Below are 20,627 nucleotides of genomic sequence, written 5' to 3'. Positions count from 1 at the left end.
GGCCTGATTATGAGTGAGTGGTTGGGCACGGATTGTTTGTATGACGCGGCGCAGGAGCCGCTAGCATTGCTGCTGCTGGCACATGGGGCTGGGGCCGCCATGGACAGTGATTTTATGAATGCTATGGCTGCGGCATTGGCTTCACAGTCCGTGGCCGTGCTGCGTTTTGAATTCCCGTATATGCAACGGCGGCGCTACGAACAGCGCCAATTTCCACCGGACCGAGCACCCAAACTGCTGAGCGCCTTTACCGCGCGCGTTGAGCAAGCTCACTCCTTGGTCGGTGAGTTGTGTGGTGCGGTTAATGAATCACTACCACTGTGGATCGGTGGCAAGTCCATGGGGGGGCGAATGGCCTCTATGCTGGCAGCCGAGGGTGCGGATATCGATGGCGTGGTTGCGCTGGGGTATCCTTTTCATCCGGTTGGCAAACCCGAGAAAACACGGATTGCCCATCTGCCAGATCTGGCGGTGCCTATGTTGATTTGCCAGGGCGAGCGGGACCCCTTTGGTAAGCCGGATGAGGTGGCAGGCTATGGTTTGTCAGAGCAGGTGCACATGCACTGGCTGCCGGTTGGGGATCATGATTTTAAACCGCTCAAACGCAGTGGGTTAAAACAGCAGGATTTGATTCAAGAATCCGCGAGGGCGTCGGCGGCGTTTATGCTGAAGGGCGTGCCTGCCATTAAGCGTTAGGCGGCGGCCCGCCCTAAACCTGATGTTGTGTCAGGCAGGTGATGCGTTTGCCGGCCTGGTTGTACCATGACTATCGGGGTTTTCTCTTTTTCCTGCGCTGTATTCAGCGGTTCTCTGGGCGGTTTTACTTCTGTGATTTTTCACTGATCCACAGATTAATGGTGCCTTCTACCACTACGGTGCCATCGTCCCGTGTGGCTTTAACCGTGACAGGCAGGTTGCCGGGTTTCCAGTCTTCCGGGTTGGCTTCGGCGGTGGCGGTGATGTCGGTGGTGGCTTTGGCGGTGTAGGTCACGTCCATGCCTTTGGGAATCCACCGTAAATGCTTGGGTACAGAGGCTTCCGCCATGGCGCCCATGGCGCACTCCATCGCATTGCAGATAGCGATGACGTGAACGGTTTGGATGTGGTTTTCCACCCCTTTACGCTTCTTGAATGTGACCTTGCAGAAATTAGGGCGCAGTTCAGCGATGGTCGGGGTGATGGTCGCGAAGTAAGGGGCTTTTCGGCTGAATACCATAGAGAAAATCTTGCGCCCGGCCGGCAGTTTTAAGGCTTTTTCGTACAGGTTTAGCAGGTAGTTATTACTCATGGGACGGGCTCCTGAAATCAATGAGCTCATTCTCCACAGCCGCGGCGGTGTAGCAATGGGTTTGGGGCGCCATTGCCCGGCCCAACTGTTACCATAGTGTCAAAATTTTAATCTCAGCGGAGAGAACGGCGTGAAAGTTACACAGGCGTTGAAGGGCAGCAGCTGGAAGACCAAAGCGTTGGTGATTCTGGCTGGCTTCTATTTATTGTACGTGTTGCTGGGCTTTTTTGTTGCTCCCGGCTTGGTGCGCGATAACGCCCGAGATGCCCTTGCTGAATTGACTGGCCGTGAGGTGGTGATTAGCGAGGTAAAAATTAATCCGCTGGCGTTGAGTGCCACGGTGAACGGTTTCGCTATCAACGATGAGCAAACGCAAGTCTTATTGGGTTTTAACCAGCTTTATGTGAATTTCGAGGTTTCGTCGTTGTTCCGTTGGCGCTGGCATTTCAAGCAAATCGGTGTTGAGGGGCTGAACGTTAGAGCTCAGCGTAACCCTGGGTCGGTTTTTAATTTCGACGACATCATCGCCCATATGGAAACGCAACAGGCAGACAGTGACCCAAAAGTGGAACCCGTCTCTGATGCGGAGTCGTCGTTGCCGAACATCTCCGTGGATGAGTTGTCGCTCAGTCACGGAGAACTGCGTTATACCGAAGCTACGGGCAAGGAACCCCACCAGCTAATTTTGCCTGTGGCGTTCACGGTGACAAACTTTTCCACGGTTGCAAAAGGGGAAGACCAGAATGGTTACGCTATTCATTTAGAGGGGCCAGAGGGTGGTGCTTTTGATTGGAATGGCCATTTTGCGTTTTCACCGTTTCTGGCCCATGGCCATCTAAGCATAGAAAAAGTCGACCTAGTGTCGCTGGCTAAACTGGCCGAGGGCGAGGTGAGATTCACGGTGCCCTCCGGCGAACTGGATTTGCAAACGGACTACCTGTTCAGTACTGAACAGGGGCCGCGGGTGATGGTCAATAATGGTGAGCTCACATTGCGGGATTTGCAGATCCAGAAGCCTGGTGAGCAAGCGCCGAGCGTTGAGGTGCCAGCGTTGACCGTGACAGGTATTTCCGTGGATAGCGCCAAGAAAGAGATACAGCTGCCTAACGTTGCCTTGGAGCAGCCTCAAGTGAATGCGGTACTGGCGGAAGATGGGTTGGATCTCGCCACATTGTTCCTGCCAGTGGATCCGCAAGAGGCGGAGCAACGCAAGCAAGATGTGAAAGAAAAGGCCCAAGAGGCGGCTGAGCGTATTGCCGAGGCTGAGACGGTCTGGGTTACCCGGCTGGATAATTTGGCAATAGAAGGGAATACCTTGCGCCTCACGGACCGTACCCTGAACCCGGCGCAAACAATGACGCTTACCGACGGTGGCCTGACCCTGAGCAACCTTATTATAGGTGAAGAGGCCACGTTTACCTGGCAAGGCAAGGCAACCCTTCAGGAGCAAGGCTCGTTGACTCATTCCGGTGAGGGTCAATTGGCCCCGTTGTCGATCAGTGCGAAGGGGGCGTTGACTGCTTTGCCCTTGGCGCCGTTGTCCCCGTGGCTGGAGCGCGAGGCACCACTGAAAATGACCAGTGGGCAGCTTAGCGTGGATTTGCAGTCCACGGTGAAAGGTGACACGCCAGATATTACGGTGAATGGCAGTGCTGGCGTGATTAACCTTAACCTGCAGGAGGGCGGCCGTCCCTTGATTAAGGTGAATAAAGGGCAGGTTAAAAATGTGTCATTGGCGACCGCAACCCAGCAGGTTCGCGTGGGAGAGATCCTGCTCACCGGTATAGATATGTTGCACCGGGTGGATGCTCAAGGCCGCGATGTGGCATCGCGCATCCAGGCCGGTATGCCGGCGCCGGCGTCCTCGGGCGGTTCTCCTTCTGCATCGTCATCGTCCAAGCCCTGGCAGGTAACGGTAGATAAACTCCGTTTAGTGGGCAGCCAAGTGCGCCATGAAGATTTATCGCTGAGCCCCCATTTTCGCATTGGGCTATATCAACTGGCGGGCACGGTGAGTAACTTGGATACCCGCTCTGGACGCACTGCCAACGTGAATCTGAGTGCGCAAGTTGATCGGTATGCGCCCTTCTCTGTTAAGGGCCGGCTGTCTTCGGAGCCGTTCTCCACGGACATGCAGGTGTCTCTGCATAACTATGAAATGACGAGCCTTTCGCCTTACACCGGCCTGTACTTGGGATACTTGGTAGAGAAGGGGCAGTTGGGGGTGGATACCGAGGTCAGCGTTGAGAAAAATCACCTCAATAGCGCTGCCGATATTCTTGCGGATCAGTTTTATTTGGGTGAAAAAGTCGCCAGTGAGAACGCGGTGAGAGCGCCGGTGAAACTGGGCTTGTCTGTTCTGCGCAGTCGTTCCGGTGAAATTACCCTGCCGGTGAAAATGTCCGGGGATCTGGATGATCCCAGTTTTAGTGTCAGTGGCATGATCTTGAAGGTGCTGACTAATATTGTGGTCAAAGCGGCTACGGCACCGTTTTCTGTACTGGCCGGCTTGGCCGGTGGCGAGAATTTGGAAACCATCGCCTTCGAGCCGGGCAGTGCGCAGGCCGGTGTGCAAACAACCGGTTCTTTGCAGGCACTGGCCAAGGTGCTAACGGAGAAGCCGCATTTACATATTGGGCTGGTTGGGACCACCAATGCAGAAGACCGTGCCGCTATTGCCGGGCGGGCCATTGCTGAGGATGTGGCGGGTGATGATTGGCTAGGTATTGATGCGGCCGTGCAGGAAAAGAAATGGCGCCGTAAGCTGATTCGCCGTTACGAGTCTGGCTCTGATCGCGATGTGGAAACCTTGATCAGTGCCCCTTTGCCTGAAGATGACGAACAGCGCGATAGCTTGCTGGCGCGCAGTGCCTGGGATGCCATGCTCGCTACAGAGATTGAGTTAGTGGACCAGGAGCAATTGATAGCGCTGGCGCGGTTACGTTCGGAAAACGCTAAGGCGAGGCTGGTGAAACAGTTTAATATTGAGCCGTCTCGCCTGTACCTGAGCGACGCTAAAGTTGACGGTGCGGTGTCTGGCTTGACGCTGACGCTGGAAAAATAATCGGTGGCATTAATCTGGGAAACAGAACAGGACGAGGTGCGCTACGAAGTACGCCGTGCCGGGCAGACTTTGCGGCTGTTTGCTAACGGCGTCCAGCATTCGGAGTTTCATCCTAAGCGTCTGCTGACAGGCAGTGTGTGGGATTTGTTGTGGCTGCCGGCGCTGTTACACGAACCTGCCCGGTTTCGTCGGGTGCTGGTATTGGGGCTTGGTGGCGGTTCATTGATCCCACCGATCCGCAAACTGCTGAATCCGGATGTGTTGATGGCGGTGGAATTGGACGGTGTCCACCTTCAAGTGGCTCGCGAGGTGTTCGGCATCGACGCATTTGGGGTGGAGACTTGGCAGGGGGATGCGCAGCAGTGGTTACGGGAGTATCAGGGCGAGCCTTTCGATCTAATTATTGAAGATCTGTTTGCCCCGAGTAATGAACAGGTGAGCCGGGCGGTGCCCGCCGATGCGGGCTGGCAGGCGTGTCTGCGCAACAATCTGTCGGAGCATGGCACTTTGGTCATGAATTTTGGTGACTGGCAGGAATACCGTGACAGTTCAGCCTCGGGCCGTCGTGCCATGAAAAGTTTCGCCAGCCGCTTTCGCTTATCCTGCAGTGATTGCCACAATGCGGTGATTGCTTTCACTCGTGAGCCCGCACGCAGTATTCACCTGCGGCGGCGCATTGCGGTAACCCCGGCGCTGAGCCATGCGAAAGCGGCGGCGCGGCTGGATTACCACATCCGCCAACTGGACTGATTCGGCTTTACGATCAGTCCTGGTCCAGCATGCTCAAGGAATAGAGCTCGTCATTCTCGTCACTGGTTAGCAGCTGTTTACTGCGTGCTTGGTCATCGTGCATACCCACAAATAAAGCACGATAGGTGAGCACTGCCTGGACATAATCCCGGGTTTCGCGGAAAGGAATGGACTCGATCCATACATCGGCGGGCACGCCGTCTTCCGCATTTTCCAACCAGCGGTTCACCCGGCTGGGGCCTGCATTATAAGCCGCTAGAGCCAACACACGGTTATCGCTGAAATCGTCAAGGAGTTCCGCTAAGTAACGGCTACCAAGGGCGATATTGGTGTGTTTGTCTTGCAGGGTTTTGCTGGTGGGCGTGCCCATCTCGGCGTCTTTTGCCACCTTGCGGGCGGTGGCCGGCATCAATTGCATGAGCCCCATGGCGCCCACCGGTGAGCGGGCCTGAGGATTGAAGGTGCTCTCGCGACGGGCCACGGCCATAGAGAGCCAGGGATCCAAGCCGTGGGGTTTGGCTTGCTCTTCAAATAATGACAGATACGCGGGTGGGAAGCGCCAGGCCAGTGTATTCCAGGCCTTGGCCTGGATAGAGGCCTGCACAGACAGGTCGTACCATTTTTGAGCCAATGCGTAGTCTGCCAGATCGGCAATTTGTGCCTTATTGCTATGCCACATCAACCACATCCACTCTTTGTGCGCCAGGTAAGGCTCATTCAGCTCCCGTAGCATGCGGATACGGGTGATGGCAGGCGGTGGGGTGAAAGTGGCTGAGGAGCGGTGCTCCTGTTCGGAGAAGCGATACGGTTCACCCAGCCGGTCTGCGGCCAGGAAGGCAAAGAAATTGCGTTGCTGGGCGGCTTGTTGATACAGCTCACGGGCTTGATCTGGCCGATCGGTGCTTTCTAACGCACGGGCACGCCAGTATAACCAGCGCGAATCATTACGATCTTCCTCGGGTAGGCGCATAACCCATTCATCTAGCGCGTCCCAGTCTTGTTCAATTACAGTGCGACGAGCCCGCTGTGTCACCAGCGAGGTGTCGGGATGATTGGCTAACCAGTTATCCAACCATTGGCGGTTGCTTTCCACTCCGCGGATAGTGGAGTACCAGGCTATCCGGCTGCCAGCCCGCTCCCGTAGTGTTTTGTCTGTTAGGCCCTGTTGACGGCTTTGGGTATCGAACCATTTGCGCGCCGCTTGAGTATCTTTATACGCCCAGCGCCGTAAGCCGGCGGACAGCAGTGTCTGGCGTTGAGTGTCAGGAAGGCTGCGAGGCACCTCGGTCACGTTGTGGGGGCTTTGGTAGAGCTTTTGCAGCCATTGGCTGGCGCTGGTGTAGTCGCTGTCTGCTAGCATTTTGTCTAAGTAGCGCATTAGTCCGGGATTATTAGCATCAAAGGCAAGCTGTTGACGTTCCCAGATCTGTCGGCCACCGATGACTCCGGCCTCTCGAGCGGCGTTGAACAGCGGGTCGCAATTGTTAGGCCGGGACTGGCCGGTGGCCCACAGATCTTTGGCGGCTTGCAGGGCGGTTTTGTCACCGGTTTGCCATTGTGCTTGATGGTAATAGCAACGAAGGGCTATGCCACTGGGAGCTTTGTCGCTAATGGCTAGCAGCGCTTGCCATTTTTCTGCCTTGCCGTAAGCGACAATGGCTAGTTGCCGAATATCCTTGGGTAGCGGCGAATCCGGGTATTGTTCAGCGTACTGGATTACTTTGTCCGCGCTGAGTTGGGGCAAAGCTGCGCGCAGTTTGTGGAAGTCCAGGTAGGCCTGCAGAGGGTGCTGATCACCCAGAGCCTGTTGCTGCCGGGAAAGCGTTTCCCAGTCATCGTTGCGTGCTGCGTCCAGAGCTTGATGGAAGTTGCCGCTATCCGTAGCGCCAACAACCAACGAAGAAAACAGACAGCAGGCAAACAGTGCAACGCGAGTTAATGGCGCAGTGCGACCCATTTGTGCCTCCACATCGTTGGAATGAATGGGGCAATTCTACCGGGCTGACTGTGCGCTTGGCGTGGTGATTATGTAAAACTTGAGGAGAATTCTCGTTATGGCGCAGCGTGGGGAAGATGTTGTTGGCCGCCCCCTTATCCGCCGCTGTGCGATATGCTCTATACTGCCGCCGCAGTTGACTTGAGCCGGAGCCCATGGAAAACACAACACAATTATTGCTGCGACAGTCCGATGCCCTTGCCGGGCGTAATGTGCTGGTGGTTGACGCTAATGACCCCGCACTGAAAACCCTATCGGTGGATGCCACGGTGCATGTGCATGCGGATGACTACACCATCGGGGCGCAACAGTGGGCGCCAGCACCCACTGTGCCCGCAGGCACTGACCTGCTGGTGCTGCCGTTGTCGAAGTCGCTTGATCGGTTACGATTTCTGCTCAACTGGTTAGCCGGCGAGATCGCCGAACCCACGGAGCTGTGGTTAATTGGCCCGACAAAAGGGGGGATTAGGGGGGCGTTGAAGTATCTGGAGGCTCATGTGGATGGGACTATGCTGGAGGACAGTGCCCGGCACTGCAAACTCTATAGCGGTTTATTACAACCTGGCGAAAAGCAGTCCTTGAACGCCTGGGGAACCGTGCTTGAGGTGGCGGATCAGGAAGCGGTGAGTTATCCGGGGGTGTTCAGCCATGGCCGTTTGGATGAGGGCAGTGCTCTGCTGCTGCAAGCCATGGAGGGACACAACCTGGGTAAGCCCGGCAAAGTTATTGATATGGGGTGTGGGGCAGGGGTTATCAGCGTTTGGTTGGCTCGTCATGGCTGGCAGGTTCAGGGTGTGGATGTGAGCGCCAGTGCCGTAACAGCCAGCACTGAAAGCTTGGCACGCAATGGCCTGCAAGGCCGGATCATGGGGGGGGATTTGTTTTCCCCCATTCAGGGGCGGGTAGATATGGTGGTCACCAACCCACCATTCCACGATCGCCGTCAGCGTACTACCGAGATTACCCGCCGGCTAATTGCTGAGGCGCCCACCTATCTCAAGCCGGGTGGCGTGCTGTGGTTGGTTGCTAATCGTGAGCTGCCCTATGTGCAGTGGTTGGATGATGCTTTCAGTCATGTGCAGGTAGCCAGCGAGACCACCCGTTTCCGTGTCTACCGGGCGGTATTGTCGTGAGATTACACGCTGGCAGTTACAGCATGCGTTCCTGGGCCATCCAGGCGATGCAGTTTTCCAGCATGGTGGCCAAGGGGACCTGATCATCAAACCCCAGTTGCGCTACGGCTTTTCTTCCATCGGCGTGGACCCGGCTGGTAACCAGTGCGACTTTTTCCGGGGTCAGGCTGGGTTCGTTACCGGTGAACAGGCTGCCGATGGGGTAGAGCTGGCCCGCCAGTTTGAGTAGTGCCGGGGGGACGGTGCGCCGTGGAGCCTTGCGCCCCAGTTGCTCAGCAATGGTCTGTACTAAGGTCAGGAAGCTGGCTTCCACTCCGGCAAGAATATAGCGTTCGCCACAGACGCCATGCTTCAGGGCTGCAATGTGGGCCCGCGCCACTTCTTCCACTGCACAGAAGTTTCCACCGCCAGGCGGAACCCCGGGGAGTTTGCCGTCGTTAATCATGCGAATCATCTGCGACCAGTTGTGGGTGTCGCCGGCGCCAATGATGCCGCAGGGGTTCATAATTACAGCGTCCAGCCCTTGGCGAATGCCATTTTCCACCTCCTTTTCAGCCAGAAACTTGGTGCGGTTGTAGCCGATCCAGTCATTGGCGGCATTGGAAGGGGTCTGCTCGTTGATGGGGGTGTCTTGAATGCCCCAGGCGGAAATGGAGGAGGTATGAATAAAGCGACCGGCCACATTTTTCAGGGCGGCGCTAACCATGGCTTGGGTGCCGACGACGTTGTCCCTGTATTGTTGTGCATTACCTCGGCGCCACAGGCTGGTGTTGCCCGCCACGTGAAAAACCGCATCGGGTGCAGCGGGCATGACCAGAGCCAGTTCGGTGGCATTGTCTAGCGGTGCCTGAACGACGGATACCCCCTTTTTGGCATGCAAGGCACTGGCATCACTATTGGGACGCACTAGGGCAACCACTTCCCACTGTTTGTCGAGAAGCTGGTCGATAATATGCCCACCGAGGAATCCTCGGCCCCCACTGATAAATGCCACGGGCATGTCAATATCCTTCTTTTGCTGATGTACATTTGTTGTTTTGTCTTTGTTCTTCTATACGCATAGACGTGAACGCTGGCAACTGCTTTGTTTGTCTGCTTTCATGCTTTTGAAAGCGCTGTTTGCGCAAAACACAAGATTGTTCTTCAGTGCTGGTCAAGCCAGCGGCTTTTGACTATATTGCCGTTTCGCCTTTGCGGGTGTAGTTCAATGGTAGAACGGCAGCTTCCCAAGCTGCATACGAGAGTTCGATTCTCTTCACCCGCTCCAGACATAAAAAAACCGCCTTCAGGCGGTTTTTTTATGTCTGGAGCATTCTTGGTTGATTCTGGGCGAGCTCTCGCTCGCGATCCGGTGAAGTAATTATCATTATAGCGGGCAGGACAGATAGCGGCTGTCGAGCTGGAAAAGCGCATGGATTTCGTATTCTGCTCCCAATGTATTAGCGGCATTGCTAGCCTGCACGATACAAGGGTAGCAGTGCGCCCAGGCACAGGGTTTCACCAGTGGCTGGGGTGATGAGGGGGCGGTTACGGTGTTGTTGCCAGCGATAAAGGCATTTTGCTGCGGTTCGTACAACACATAGCCTAAGAGTTCGGCTCTGAGAGGAAGGCCCACTTCATCCAGAAAATCGTACATCCAGCGGTGATGATTATCGGTATGCATCGATTGGTTCTCTAGTATTTTCCCAACACGTTACGCCAGCCGTTGCAGAGGGTGGATAGTAGTTGTTTGGTATTTTTGTCGGTTTTTGTGAGCCATTGCTGTGTGATGTAACGCTGAATGCGGTTTGCTTTTCCTTATACTGTACATATAGTCAGTATTTGTTATGCTTTACCGATTGCTTGTTTGCGGTGTATTGCCATGTCTTCCCTGCCTTTTTTCAGTGAACCTGTTTCTGCCGGATTTCCGTCCCCGGCCCAGGGATATCTGGATGAGCATCTTGATCTGAACCGATTGTGTATTCGCCATCCGGCGTCCACGTTCTTGTTACGGGTAGAGGGCGACTCCATGGTGGATGCCGGTATTTATTCCGGTGACATCCTAATTGTGGATCGCTCTCTGGAGGCGGTGGCGGGCGACGTGGTGGTGGCGTCGCTGGAAGGCGAGTTCACAGTAAAGGAGTTGCAGTTGCTTCCGGTGCCCATGCTCAAACCGAGAAATGCGGCTTATGCGCCGATTCTGATTGGAGAGGAAGGGCTGGATTTGTTCGGCGTGGTCACGTTTTCCCTGCACACCTTACGCGGTGGTAGGCGTTTGCCCGCGGGTGAGTAACGGTTATGTTTGCGCTGGTTGATTGCAATAGCTTCTATGCCGCTTGTGAGCGTCTGTTTCGCCCGGACCTGCAGGGCAGGCCGGTGGTGGTGCTGTCGAATAATGATGGCTGCATTGTGGCTGGGTCTGCGGAAGCCAAAGCGTTGGGGGTGAAAACCGGGATGCCGCTGTTCCAGGCCCACGACTTGATCCGTGGGCACAAAGTGGCGGTGTTTTCTTCCAACTATGCCCTGTATGGGGATATTTCCCAGCGGGTGATGGCGACCTTGGAAACCCTGGCACCTCGGGTAGAAGCCTATTCCATTGATGAGGCGTTTCTGGATGTGTCGTTGATGAAAACGGCTGAACTACAGCCCCTGGCCCTGCAGATTCGCGCACGTATTGATCGCTGGGTGGGCGTGCCGGTGTGTGTGGGGGTTGCGCCCACTAAGGTGTTGGCCAAGTTAGCCAACCATGCGGCCAAGCGTTATCCGGCCACGGGCGGCGTGGTGGTGCTCAGCGATCCCTTGCGGCGCGACAAATTGTTGTCGTTAACCCCGATTTCCCAGGTATGGGGGGTCGGGCGGCGGTTACGTGGGCGCTTTGAGGCGCTGGGCATCAACACGGCGCTGGATCTGGCCCGGGCCGATGTCGGGATGATCCGCCAGCGTTTTTCCGTGGTGCAGGAACGGTTGGTGCGGGAGCTGAACGGGGAGCCTTGCTTGTCTTTAGACACCCAGCCTTCGCCCCGTCAGCAAGTGATTTATTCCCGTTCTTTTGGTGAGCCGGTGGCGGCATTGCCGCCGTTGCGCCAGGCACTGAGCGATTTTGTTTCCCGGGCCATGGAGTCTCTGCGTAAGGAGGGGCTATATGCCGGCCGGGTGACGGTGTATTTGCGCACCGCCCCCATGGGCAAACCACAGCAGTTGTTCCCGGATACGCTCAGTGCCGTGTTGTCGCCAGCCACGGCAGATACCCGCTTGGTGGTGCGTCAGGCGCAGGCGTTGCTAGCGCAGTTATGGCGGCCGGGCTATCGCTATGGCAAGGCGGGCGTGATTCTCACGGATCTGCGCGGGCGTGATCAGGTGCAGTGCGGATTATTTGCCGAGCAGAAACCCGCAGAGCAGGAGACTGGCCGGCGCGGGGAAGCGTTAATGGCCGTCATGGATAGCATCAACCAGAGTGGCGTGGGCAAGGTGTGGTTGGCGGGGCGGGGAATGCAGGGGAATCAGCACAGTACCTGGGCCATGCGCAGGGCGCATCTGTCTCCGGCCTATACTAGCCGCTGGTCTGATTTGCCGGTGGTGCGTTAGGCCTTGTGCCTTGTAATTGGCGTTTGAGTTCAGTTCGGATAAGCAGGGTAAGAGCGCCGCACGGTGAACCGGTTTGATCTGGCGATCGCGGGCTTTGTTCGGTGCGCTCCATGCGACGATGGCATGCGCGCTCTAAAAATCACCTTGCTGACTAGCTGCCCCCCGCTGGCCACGTTCAGGGCCAGCGGGGTTGTTATTAATAATGGCGCACACGGTGAAACAAGCACGGCTTCTAGTTGTTGCTGCCGTGCCGAGGCTCACTGGTTAGCTATCGAGGTCATGTTTACTCGGTCCAGCATGCGTTCTTCAATGCGGTCGAGGCGTGCGCGGCAGTCGCGGAAGGTGCGGCTTATGCATGTGGTGTTGGCAACCATGTCGAGTTTTGGCCAGGTCGCTTGTTCACCTTTGCGGATATAGGTTTGCACATCTTGCAGTGTGGGGTTGTTCAGAATCCGCAGGGCATTGAGTGGTTGGCGGGGAGGGATCATGTTGATGTCACCAATGTATTTCTGCGTCACCATACTTTTTGCCTTGTCGATAATTAGCCCAAGGTCGTTGGAGGCTACCTGGTGCTGTACCAGTTGTAGGCCATAGCGCAGGTTCATGGATACGTTGCGCAAAGCCCAATCGCCCAGTGTGCTCAGGGAGCTGTCGGTGTTTTCGTTGCGCGACAGGAAGGGCACGATGTGGGGGTTGGTTTGGCTGACGATGGAGTGGTTGACGCCATAGAGGCGTGCCAGCCGGCGGATGGGAAGATCGTCAACAATGGAGCCATCGACGAATTTGCGCCCAGGAATGTAGGGTACGCGCTCACCATCGATGTTCTTCGCCCACAGGGAAACCGGCGGGTAGATGCTGGGAATAGCGCAGGAAGCCAGCGAGGCCTTGCGGATCAGCACGTTGGGGGAGGTGCGCCAGTTCAGCAGGCGCGCACGTTGGTTACGATCATAGGGGCTGACGGTAATATTGATTTCGCGCCCGGTGTGCCGATAGGCCTCTTCAAAGGTCATGTCGGAGATATTTTCTTCCAGGCAGGCTTCCAGGTGGTCGCCATCGAGTACCGGCGTGCCGCGCACCAGGCCCTTCCAGCCCAGCACCTTGAACGCTTCCAGATAGATGTTTTCCGGCTCCAGTTTTACTTTTAACTCTTCATCATTATGGGTGCCGACAACCGAAGCAATGATGCTGCCAGCACTGGAACCGGATATTACTGAGGGCAGCAAATTTTGTTTCCACAGGCAGCGGGCCACACCAATATGGAATAGGCCCAGCGCGGCACCGCCGGATAACATCAGGCAGCTTTGTCCGAAGGCTTGGCCGGTGGTTTCAAAGAAATCGAGTTTTTCTTTCAGCCCGAATTCCTTGAAGTTGCTATCACACAGGTAATTCAGCGCGGTGGAAACTTCGCTCAGATAGTTTTCGATGAGGCGTTTAGTACCCACGCGGCTGTGTTGATAAAGGCGAGGGTTGGAAATGTTGCCTAAGTTGCCATGCAGGCCTTCGTGCAAATGGAAAACCAGCTTATTCACATCGTTTCGCTCGCGGGCCTGACGAATCTGCCAGAGCCGATTACGAATTAATTCATAGTCGTAGTAGGGCGAGCGGTCTACTTCTTTCCATCTGTCCGCGCCGGAAAGGCGGTCGTGTTCCTGGCTGGCTTCATACCATTCATCGTAGGTAGTCGCCTTGTCGATGGCGCGTTCGAGCTGTTTGAGGGTGCCTTTCATTGAGGCTCTCCACCATGAGTTGTTGTCATTGACTGATGTCAGTATAGACAGGGGTGGGGGCAAGATTTAAGGGCTTGTAGGATAAAAAGTACTGAGGGGTACATAATAACGCCCGCAACTATGAGTTTATTTGCGTATTTTTGGGCGTGTTTCGATACTGCCCTGGGGTCATGGTGGTATGGCGTTTGAAGCTGCGCTGAAAAGAACGAATATCGGAATAACCTAGGGCTGCGGCAATGTCGGCCTGGGGCAAGCTGGTGGTGGTGAGCAGGTGCCGTGCCTGTTGCAGGCGCACGGAATCAAGCAGCTTTTGCCAGCTTTGCTGTTCGTCGGCTAGCCGGCGGTGCAGGGTACGAACGTTCATGCCTAACCGTTCGGCGACGGTTTCCTTGCGCGGCAGGGAGTGGCCAATGGCGTCTTGGATGCATTGCTTCACTCGTTGGCTGAGGTTGGTAACTACGCCTAGCTGATTCAGCTGCTGGATGGCGTGGGCTTCCAGAGTGGAGAGCAACAGCGGGTCTGGTTGGCGGATGGGTTGCTGGAGTAACTGTGGCGGCCCCACCAAAGCAGAACAGGGTTGTTCGAACAGCACATCACAAAGAAATACGCGCCGGTATTCGTCCACTTGGGCGGCCGGGGGCGTGGGGTGTTCCAGCCAGACTTGATCCGGTGCCAACTGGTCGTTGCCAGTGAGCCAGCGGGCATAACGCACCCAGGAGCCAAGCACGTTATCAATCAGGTGTTGGCGCGCTGGTTGTTCTCGGTACAGGCAATCCCAGCGAATCGCGGCCTGATGGGCATCAAGGGTGGTTTGCGTGGTGCCCATGTCGCCTACCAGCTTTTCATACAAACTGACTTTCGACAGGGCTTGCTGGAGTGTGCTGGCGCTCATGGCAATGTAGCCCATGACATTATAAGAGCCAGGTTGCACGAATTCGGAGGTATGTAAACCGAACAGCGGGTCGCCGGATTGCTCGATAAGAGCGTGCAGTAAGGTCTGGAAATGCTGACCATGGATGCGGGTATCCGGCTTCTGGATATGCGCTGGGTCCAGATTGGCGTGTTGCAGTGCGGCAATCGTATCCAGCCCACGGGCGTCTGCGTGGGCCAGGTATTGTTGCAGTGCAGCGCTACAAATCTGGCCCAATGCGTCCATGACGATGCCTGATCAGTCTAGTTCAAAAGTGATTTGTACCTGAGCGGAAATTTCCGTTTCGCCTGGGCGGTAACTTTCCGCTGCGCCGCTATCCTTGGCCCGCGCCATCATCATTACAGGCTGCGGAGAGTTAATACCCTGGGCCTGAATTTGAAAGGCTTCGCCCAGATCGCGGTCCGCAGCTTCGGCAAGAATTTCCGCCCGCTCGCGAGCATCCTCCACCGCTTTTTCCAACGCTTTTTTAGCCAGTTTGTCGCGGTTGCTCACTTGAGCACCAGCGGGCCGGATGTTACGCACCCCTTGCTCGGCCAGTCCTTCCAGCAGTTCAGCATAGGTTTCAAGGCCATCTACCTGGAAACTCACCTCGCGGCTGATCTGGTGGCCGACTAATTTGCGCTCGGGTTGATACTGCCACTGGGGAGTGATGCGCATGGTGCTGGCAGTGACGGACTTTTCTTCAATATCCAGGTCGTCTGCCAAGTCCAGCATATTGCTGACTGCATCATCCACCTGGTCTTTCATCTCGGCCATGTCATCGCCATTCTGGCTGGCGGTGGCAATGACCATGAAACGATCGGGTTGGGCACTGATTGCGCCGTTACCGGATACGGTAATACTGTCGCGGGCGCTATTGACGGTGGTGTTATCACAACCAGACAAGGCCAGTGTGCCGGCGATCAATAGGGTCGCAGCGGATATAGCTTTCATGACATCTCCTTGTGCTGCCGTGCAAGCGGCAAAGCTCTATTTTGCTTATCGGTCAAGTTTACGCAACTTATGCTGCGCAAACCGCTTGAATTAATGGTTCCCTCTTTAAAAAAGGGCACCCTTGGTTGTTAGTCCGTTAGCCCCTATCATCGCAGCTCGTGAAGCAGAGGCAATCGGTGAGTACGGTCATGAGTACAGCCATGAATGAAAAGGAACAACGCATTCGGCAACAGCTGGGCGATTTTATCCCCGATGATCTGGGTGTCAGCTTGGATCATGTGAGTGCTGTTAGTGCGTTTCAGGTGAGCGATGTGTCGGTGTCGGCCACGGTGACGTTGGGGTTCCCTTGCGAGAGTATTCGCGGGGCCTTGATTGATGCCCTTCATGCGCATATGGCGCCGGTGCTTGAGACGCGCTCGCTGTCATTGAACGTGAAAAGCCATATTGTGCCGCACCGGGCACAAAGTAGCCTGCCGGCTCGGGATCAGGTTGCTAATATTATTGCGGTGGCGTCCGGTAAGGGCGGGGTGGGCAAATCCACTTCGGCGGTGAATCTGGCGTTAGCTTTGCAGGCAGAGGGAGCCCGGGTGGGCTTGCTTGATGCGGATGTGTTTGGGCCTAGTCAGCCGTTGATGTTGGGGTTGCCCGACGGTACTCGACCGCAACTGCTGGAAGGTAAATTCTTTGTGCCGGTGGATGCCTACGGTTTGCAAACCATGTCTATGGGCTACCTGACAACCCAGCAGACGCCAGTGGTGTGGCGTGGGCCGAAAGCCAGCGGCGCGTTGGTGCAGATGATGGAGCAGACCCGCTGGCATGAACTAGACTATTTGTTAGTGGATTTGCCTCCGGGTACCGGGGATATTCAGCTGACCCTGGCGCAAAAAATTCCTGTGGCCGGTGCTGTGGTGATTACCACGCCCCAGGACATTGCTTTACTGGATGCCATTAAGGGGGTGGAAATGTTCCGCAAGGTGGATATCCGGGTGTTGGGGATTGTTGAAAATATGGCAATGCATGTGTGTAGCCAGTGCGGGCACCAGGAGGCCATCTTTGGTGAGGGCGGTGGCAGCAAAATGGCGGCGCAGTACGGTACTGAATTACTGGCCGCACTGCCGTTGTCGCTACGCATCCGCGAACAAGCGGACAAAGGCGAGCCGGTGGTGCATGCCTTTCCCGACAGTGAGGAAGCGGCGCTTTACCGTGTGGCGGCGCGGCGTCTGGCGGCTCGCTTGTCACTGACTGAGGCGGGAAACCGAGCGTTTCCAAATATCGTGCAGCATTGAGAAGGCAAGGCGCAACGCAAGACCGTGGTCAATCGTAGGCATAGGGCCCAAGCTGCAATGTGAGTGATAGGGTTCTGCACGTGCAGCCTAACTGACCGTTGCGCAACTTCTTGCCCGTTGTTGCTTGTCGCTTGTAGCGTGCCACCTATACCATTGGCCGCTTGAACGCTAACTACTCTGGAACATTGAGGCGTAAATGACTATTAAATCGGATCGCTGGATTTCCCGCATGGCCGCAGAGAAAGGCATGATTGAGCCATTTCAGCCTGGGCAGGTTCGTGCGGATGAGAACGGTGAAAAACTGATCTCTTATGGCGTGTCCAGCTATGGCTACGACGTGCGCTGTGCCGATGAGTTCAAAGTGTTTACCAATATCCATTCGGCCACGGTGGACCCAAAAGCGTTTGATGAGCGCAGCTTTGTGGATGTGAAAGGGGAGTATTGCATTATTCCGCCGAACTCTTTTGCGTTGGCACGCACGGTGGAGTATTTCCGTATCCCTCGCAATGTGTTGACCATTTGCTTGGGAAAATCCACCTATGCCCGATGCGGCATTATCGTTAACGTCACTCCGCTGGAGCCTGAGTGGGAAGGGCACGTAACACTGGAATTCTCCAACACCACGACGCTGCCCGCAAAAATCTATGCCCACGAAGGGGTGGCGCAGATGCTGTTTTTCGAATCCGATGAGGTGTGTGAAACCTCTTATATGGACCGAGGGGGTAAATACCAGGGACAACGTGGCGTTACCCTGCCGCGCGCTTAATCAGCGAGTGCTGATTGCGGCTCCGGGCCGTTGTAGTCGATCATGATCATGTCGGCTTTCAACAGGGTACTTTCAATGTGTTTCGCCTGGACGACCATATAATCGAGCTGCGGTGCTACCCAGAATAGGGTGCGCCGTTTCTCTTTGCTGTCTCCGGTGCGTTTCTTTTCCACGAGTAGGGTGTCCAGCTTGCCCAGCGGCGTTTTCAGCATTTCTCGGTCGATCACTTCGAAATGATGTTCGCGAACCTTATCGCCGTAGGCGCTGGTTACCGAATAGGATTTGTCGCCGGTGGCGAACACGCAGCGTCCTCGTAACAAGATGGTTAGCTCGTCTAGGGTATCGGCGGGGATGTCTTGGCTTTCCTTATCGTCTTCCGATTCATTGTGCACCCTTGGTGGGTTCCACTGGAAATCCATGTGATGAAAGCGCTTTTGACCAAAGCCCTTGAATTCATGCACGTATCGGGTAGTACGAGGCTGGCAGTCCCGCCAGTGAAAGTAACTTTCTTCTGTATTACTGAGCAGAAACGATTTTGCCTTGAGCTGCATATGGTAATAATCGTCGCCTTCTGCGGGCTCAAGTACTAGCTCGGCTTTTACGGGCGTGGGTAACTTGTTCACATAAATGCGAAATTCAGCAGAAAATGGAGCAAGAGGCTCGTTCGCTATAGCCAGGCTACTAACGAGCATCAGTAGGACGGAGATTAACCGCACGTTCAGAGTCCTTCCAATGATTGCAGGGTCATCAGGTGTTCGCCATCGTCGTTCTTCTGCATTAGTTGCACCAGCGTATAGTCATGATCTGGCGCGAACCACATGTAAGTTTGTCGCTCGCTGTTCTTGCCCCGTTGTCGCTGTACTTTTAGGGTTTCCACTCGGCCACCATCAATGGTGAGAGTCTCCCGGCCGACTACGGTGTAGTGGTGGGTCTTTTGGGCGCGCTCGTCGGCCACCTGCAGTTCTACCTCGTTGGCGCCGTCGCGCAGTTCACATTGCAGGGCGAGGGAGACAGAAAGCTCGTCGGTGGCGTTGTTGCTCACATCGTAGCTACGCATGGGTTTGTCGGTGCGCTCGCTGGCGACCACGCCGGTTTGGCGGTCGATATGCAGTTTGGCTTCTTTTACTTTGCCCAAGCCTCTGCGCTTATAGCCATAATAATTGCTTAGCGGGGTACACCCCTGCCAGTTAAACAGGGCGGTTTCGCGGATTTCGCCGAGCCAGTTTTTGGCGTGGACTTCCATTTTCCAGAGTCCGTTCTGCATTTGGCTGAGAGAGCGATGAGCCTCAATGCTGAAGGGTATCCCTTCGCTTTTCAGGCGGTAATCCAAATTAAAGGGGGACGGCGTTTGCTCTGCGCTGGCGACGGAAGAGAACGTCAGGCTCACCAGCATAATACTGGCGAGAATAAGTGGGTTAAGTGAGGATATAACCCTGTGTAGGGAGGGGCTTGCCATCCAGTAACACTCCGTTGTCGGTCAGTTCCAGTCTATTTTGTGCACGCCATTGCAACACCTGAGGATAGAGCCGGTGTTCGCGTTGTTGTACACGTTTGGACAGGGAATCAACGGTATCGTTCGTTTGTACCGAAATGGGGGCCTGTGCAATCAGAGGGCCGCCATCCAGTTCTTCGGTGACAAAATGAATGGAGCAGCCATGTTCGCTATCGCCGGCTTCCAGGGCACGAGCATGCGTATTTAACCCCCGATACTTGGGCAGCAGCGAGGGATGGATGTTGATTAAGCGCCCGGCGTAATGGCGTACAAAAACACTAGAGAGAATACGCATAAAGCCGGCCAGCACTACGGTGTCTGGAGCATACGGGGTGAGCAGGTCGATCATGGCCTGGTCGAACTCTTCCCTGCTCGGGTAGTCGCGGTGATCCAGAGTGGCGGTGGGAATTCCCGCCTGGGACGCTCGCTCCAAGCCTGCCGCGTTGGCTCGATTGGAGAATACCACGGCAATCTCGACATCGAGACTGCCGTGTTCACGGGCATCCATGATTGCTTGCAGGTTGGTGCCTGAGCCGCTAATCAATACCGCTAGCCGGTGAGTCACGCTGACAGCCCGTCCAGAACGACGTCGGGCTGGCCGTCGCCTGCCTGAATTTCACCGATCAAGAAGGCGCTTTCACCTTCTGCTTCCAGCAGGGCGAGAGCGTCATCAACGTGGCTGGCTGGTACCGCAATAACCATGCCCACGCCGCAGTTAAAGGTCCGGTACATTTCGAAGGCGGGCACTTGCCCTTCCTGCTGAAGCCACTGGAACACTGCGGGGAACTCCCAGCTTTTAGTGTCGATTACAGCACGGGTGTTGTCCGGCAGAACTCGGGGGAGGTTTTCTGGCAGGCCGCCGCCGGTAATGTGAGCCATGGCATGGACCGGTACTTGCTCAATCAGTTTGAGCAAGGATTTAACGTAAATCCGTGTGGGTTCGAGCAGGTGTTCAATCAGTGGCTTGCCGTCCAGATCGATGTCAGTTTCAGCCTGAGCCATGATCCGACGAATCAGAGAGTAGCCGTTGGAATGAGGGCCAGAGGCGCCAAGACCAATCAGCTTGTCGCCGGCTTCTACCTTGCTGCCATCCAGCACGCCATCCTTTTCCACCACGCCGACACAGAAGCCCGCCAAGTCATAGTCCTCGCCTTCATACATGCCGGGCATTTCCGCGGTTTCGCCGCCGATCAAGGCACAGCCTGCCAGCTCGCAGCCCTCGCCAATACCGGTTACTACGCTGGTGGCAATCTCTACATCCAGTTTGCCGGTGGCGTAGTAATCCAGGAAGAACAGGGGTTCTGCTCCGCCTACGATGAGGTCATTGACGCACATGGCGACTAGGTCGACGCCGACTTTCTCGTGGCGATTGTGATCGATGGCCAGTCGCAGTTTGGTGCCGACGCCATCGGTGCCAGCAACCAGAACGGGGTTTTTGTACTTGGTGGGTAGCTCGCACAAGGCGCCGAAACCACCAAGACCGCCGAGGACTTCCGGGCGACGGGTCCGCTTGGCAACAGGGGCGATGCGTTTAACCAGCTCGTTACCGGCGTCGATGTCGACGCCTGCGTCACGGTACGTCAGTGGCCGTTTCTGTTCGGTCATGGGGAGCTCCGGATTGGTGAAGGCGCGTATTCTAGCAACCGGTCAGCCTACTGGGGAACCTCTGCTTTGCAGCTTGGGTGGGTAAAGCACGT

Annotated in this window: 19 protein-coding genes and 1 tRNA gene; 9 read left to right on the top strand and 11 right to left on the bottom strand. The window is 55.8% G+C overall.

The window, feature by feature from the left end:
- The first annotated feature begins 9 nt into the window (after positions 1 to 9).
- On the top strand, positions 10 to 696 hold the full coding sequence (locus AS19_RS08240) for an alpha/beta family hydrolase (protein WP_046961921.1): 687 nt from the start codon (positions 10 to 12) through the stop codon (positions 694 to 696).
- Positions 697 to 820: 124 nt separating this feature from the next.
- Here AS19_RS08240 and AS19_RS08235 read toward each other — a convergent pair whose 3' ends face one another.
- Entirely contained in the window at positions 821 to 1,288 is a 468-nt protein-coding gene (locus AS19_RS08235) for a hotdog fold domain-containing protein (RefSeq protein ID WP_011588871.1), read from the bottom strand.
- A gap of 130 nt (positions 1,289 to 1,418) precedes the next feature.
- Here AS19_RS08235 and AS19_RS08230 point away from each other — a divergent pair, with 130 nt between their 5' ends.
- Both AS19_RS08230 and AS19_RS08225 read left to right on the top strand, forming a co-directional pair.
- Positions 1,419 to 4,352 (top strand): DUF748 domain-containing protein, encoded by a 2,934-nt coding sequence (locus AS19_RS08230; RefSeq protein ID WP_011588870.1) that lies wholly within the window; start codon positions 1,419 to 1,421, stop codon positions 4,350 to 4,352.
- A gap of 3 nt (positions 4,353 to 4,355) precedes the next feature.
- Positions 4,356 to 5,102: a hypothetical protein gene (locus AS19_RS08225; protein ID WP_011588869.1), complete on the top strand. Its 747-nt coding sequence runs from the start codon at positions 4,356 to 4,358 to the stop codon at positions 5,100 to 5,102.
- Positions 5,103 to 5,115: 13 nt separating this feature from the next.
- On the opposite strand, the gene AS19_RS08220 is transcribed toward AS19_RS08225, so the two are convergent.
- Complete coding sequence (locus AS19_RS08220; RefSeq protein WP_046961920.1) at positions 5,116 to 7,059, bottom strand: transglycosylase SLT domain-containing protein; 1,944 nt, start codon at positions 7,057 to 7,059, stop codon at positions 5,116 to 5,118.
- A 194-nt stretch (positions 7,060 to 7,253) separates the two neighbouring features.
- Between AS19_RS08220 and AS19_RS08215 the strand changes: the two genes are divergently transcribed.
- A complete protein-coding gene (locus AS19_RS08215) occupies positions 7,254 to 8,231 on the top strand; it encodes a methyltransferase (RefSeq protein ID WP_046961919.1) in 978 nt (325 codons plus the stop codon).
- Between the two features lie 16 nt (positions 8,232 to 8,247).
- On the opposite strand, the gene AS19_RS08210 is transcribed toward AS19_RS08215, so the two are convergent.
- Positions 8,248 to 9,231: an NAD-dependent epimerase/dehydratase family protein gene (locus AS19_RS08210; RefSeq protein ID WP_046961918.1), complete on the bottom strand. Its 984-nt coding sequence runs from the start codon at positions 9,229 to 9,231 to the stop codon at positions 8,248 to 8,250.
- A 193-nt stretch (positions 9,232 to 9,424) separates the two neighbouring features.
- On the opposite strand from AS19_RS08210, the gene AS19_RS08205 reads away from it, so the two are divergent.
- A tRNA-Gly gene (locus AS19_RS08205) sits at positions 9,425 to 9,498 on the top strand.
- A gap of 99 nt (positions 9,499 to 9,597) precedes the next feature.
- Here AS19_RS08205 and AS19_RS08200 read toward each other — a convergent pair.
- Positions 9,598 to 9,894: a hypothetical protein gene (locus AS19_RS08200; RefSeq protein ID WP_046961917.1), complete on the bottom strand. Its 297-nt coding sequence runs from the start codon at positions 9,892 to 9,894 to the stop codon at positions 9,598 to 9,600.
- 198 nt (positions 9,895 to 10,092) lie between these two features.
- Between AS19_RS08200 and umuD the strand changes: the two genes are divergently transcribed.
- Positions 10,093 to 10,503, top strand: a complete 411-nt coding sequence (gene umuD, locus AS19_RS08195; protein WP_046961916.1) for a translesion error-prone DNA polymerase V autoproteolytic subunit — start codon at positions 10,093 to 10,095, stop codon at positions 10,501 to 10,503.
- Between the two features lie 5 nt (positions 10,504 to 10,508).
- On the top strand, positions 10,509 to 11,795 hold the full coding sequence (gene umuC / locus AS19_RS08190; RefSeq protein WP_046961915.1) for a translesion error-prone DNA polymerase V subunit UmuC: 1,287 nt from the start codon (positions 10,509 to 10,511) through the stop codon (positions 11,793 to 11,795).
- Between the two features lie 257 nt (positions 11,796 to 12,052).
- Here umuC and AS19_RS08185 read toward each other — a convergent pair whose 3' ends face one another.
- The 3 genes from AS19_RS08185 to AS19_RS08175 all read right to left on the bottom strand — a co-directional run bounded on the left by AS19_RS08185 (position 12,053) and on the right by AS19_RS08175 (position 15,386).
- Positions 12,053 to 13,522, bottom strand: a complete 1,470-nt coding sequence (locus AS19_RS08185) for a DUF3336 domain-containing protein (protein ID WP_011588862.1) — start codon at positions 13,520 to 13,522, stop codon at positions 12,053 to 12,055.
- Between the two features lie 118 nt (positions 13,523 to 13,640).
- On the bottom strand, positions 13,641 to 14,678 hold the full coding sequence (locus AS19_RS08180; protein WP_046961914.1) for an AraC family transcriptional regulator: 1,038 nt from the start codon (positions 14,676 to 14,678) through the stop codon (positions 13,641 to 13,643).
- Between the two features lie 12 nt (positions 14,679 to 14,690).
- Positions 14,691 to 15,386: an SIMPL domain-containing protein gene (locus tag AS19_RS08175; RefSeq protein WP_046961913.1), complete on the bottom strand. Its 696-nt coding sequence runs from the start codon at positions 15,384 to 15,386 to the stop codon at positions 14,691 to 14,693.
- Positions 15,387 to 15,574: 188 nt separating this feature from the next.
- Here AS19_RS08175 and apbC point away from each other — a divergent pair, with 188 nt between their 5' ends.
- Both apbC and dcd read left to right on the top strand, forming a co-directional pair.
- On the top strand, positions 15,575 to 16,672 hold the full coding sequence (gene apbC / locus AS19_RS08170; RefSeq protein ID WP_081424060.1) for an iron-sulfur cluster carrier protein ApbC: 1,098 nt from the start codon (positions 15,575 to 15,577) through the stop codon (positions 16,670 to 16,672).
- 196 nt (positions 16,673 to 16,868) lie between these two features.
- A complete protein-coding gene (dcd, locus tag AS19_RS08165; RefSeq protein WP_011588858.1) occupies positions 16,869 to 17,438 on the top strand; it encodes a dCTP deaminase in 570 nt (189 codons plus the stop codon).
- Here dcd and AS19_RS08160 read toward each other — a convergent pair.
- Genes AS19_RS08160 through purM form a run of 4 tightly spaced genes read right to left on the bottom strand, consistent with a single transcriptional unit; the run spans position 17,435 to position 20,535 of the window.
- Complete coding sequence (locus tag AS19_RS08160; protein ID WP_046961912.1) at positions 17,435 to 18,154, bottom strand: DUF3108 domain-containing protein; 720 nt, start codon at positions 18,152 to 18,154, stop codon at positions 17,435 to 17,437. The genes dcd and AS19_RS08160 overlap by 4 nt on opposite strands.
- 2 nt (positions 18,155 to 18,156) lie before the next feature.
- A complete protein-coding gene (locus AS19_RS08155; RefSeq protein ID WP_011588856.1) occupies positions 18,157 to 18,894 on the bottom strand; it encodes a DUF3108 domain-containing protein in 738 nt (245 codons plus the stop codon).
- The gene (gene purN, locus AS19_RS08150; RefSeq protein ID WP_035460271.1) at positions 18,854 to 19,495 is read right to left on the bottom strand and encodes a phosphoribosylglycinamide formyltransferase; all 642 of its coding nucleotides are present in this window, start codon (positions 19,493 to 19,495) and stop codon (positions 18,854 to 18,856) included. The genes AS19_RS08155 and purN overlap by 41 nt, the downstream gene beginning before the upstream one ends.
- Complete coding sequence (gene purM / locus AS19_RS08145) at positions 19,492 to 20,535, bottom strand: phosphoribosylformylglycinamidine cyclo-ligase (protein WP_011588854.1); 1,044 nt, start codon at positions 20,533 to 20,535, stop codon at positions 19,492 to 19,494. Before purM ends, purN begins: the two co-directional genes overlap by 4 nt.
- Between the last annotated feature and the right edge of the window lie 92 nt (positions 20,536 to 20,627).

This window comes from Alcanivorax sp. NBRC 101098, assembly GCF_001010505.1.
GTDB classification, from domain to species: domain Bacteria; phylum Pseudomonadota; class Gammaproteobacteria; order Pseudomonadales; family Alcanivoracaceae; genus Alcanivorax; species Alcanivorax borkumensis.
This window is presented reverse-complemented; position numbering and strand designations above follow the sequence as displayed.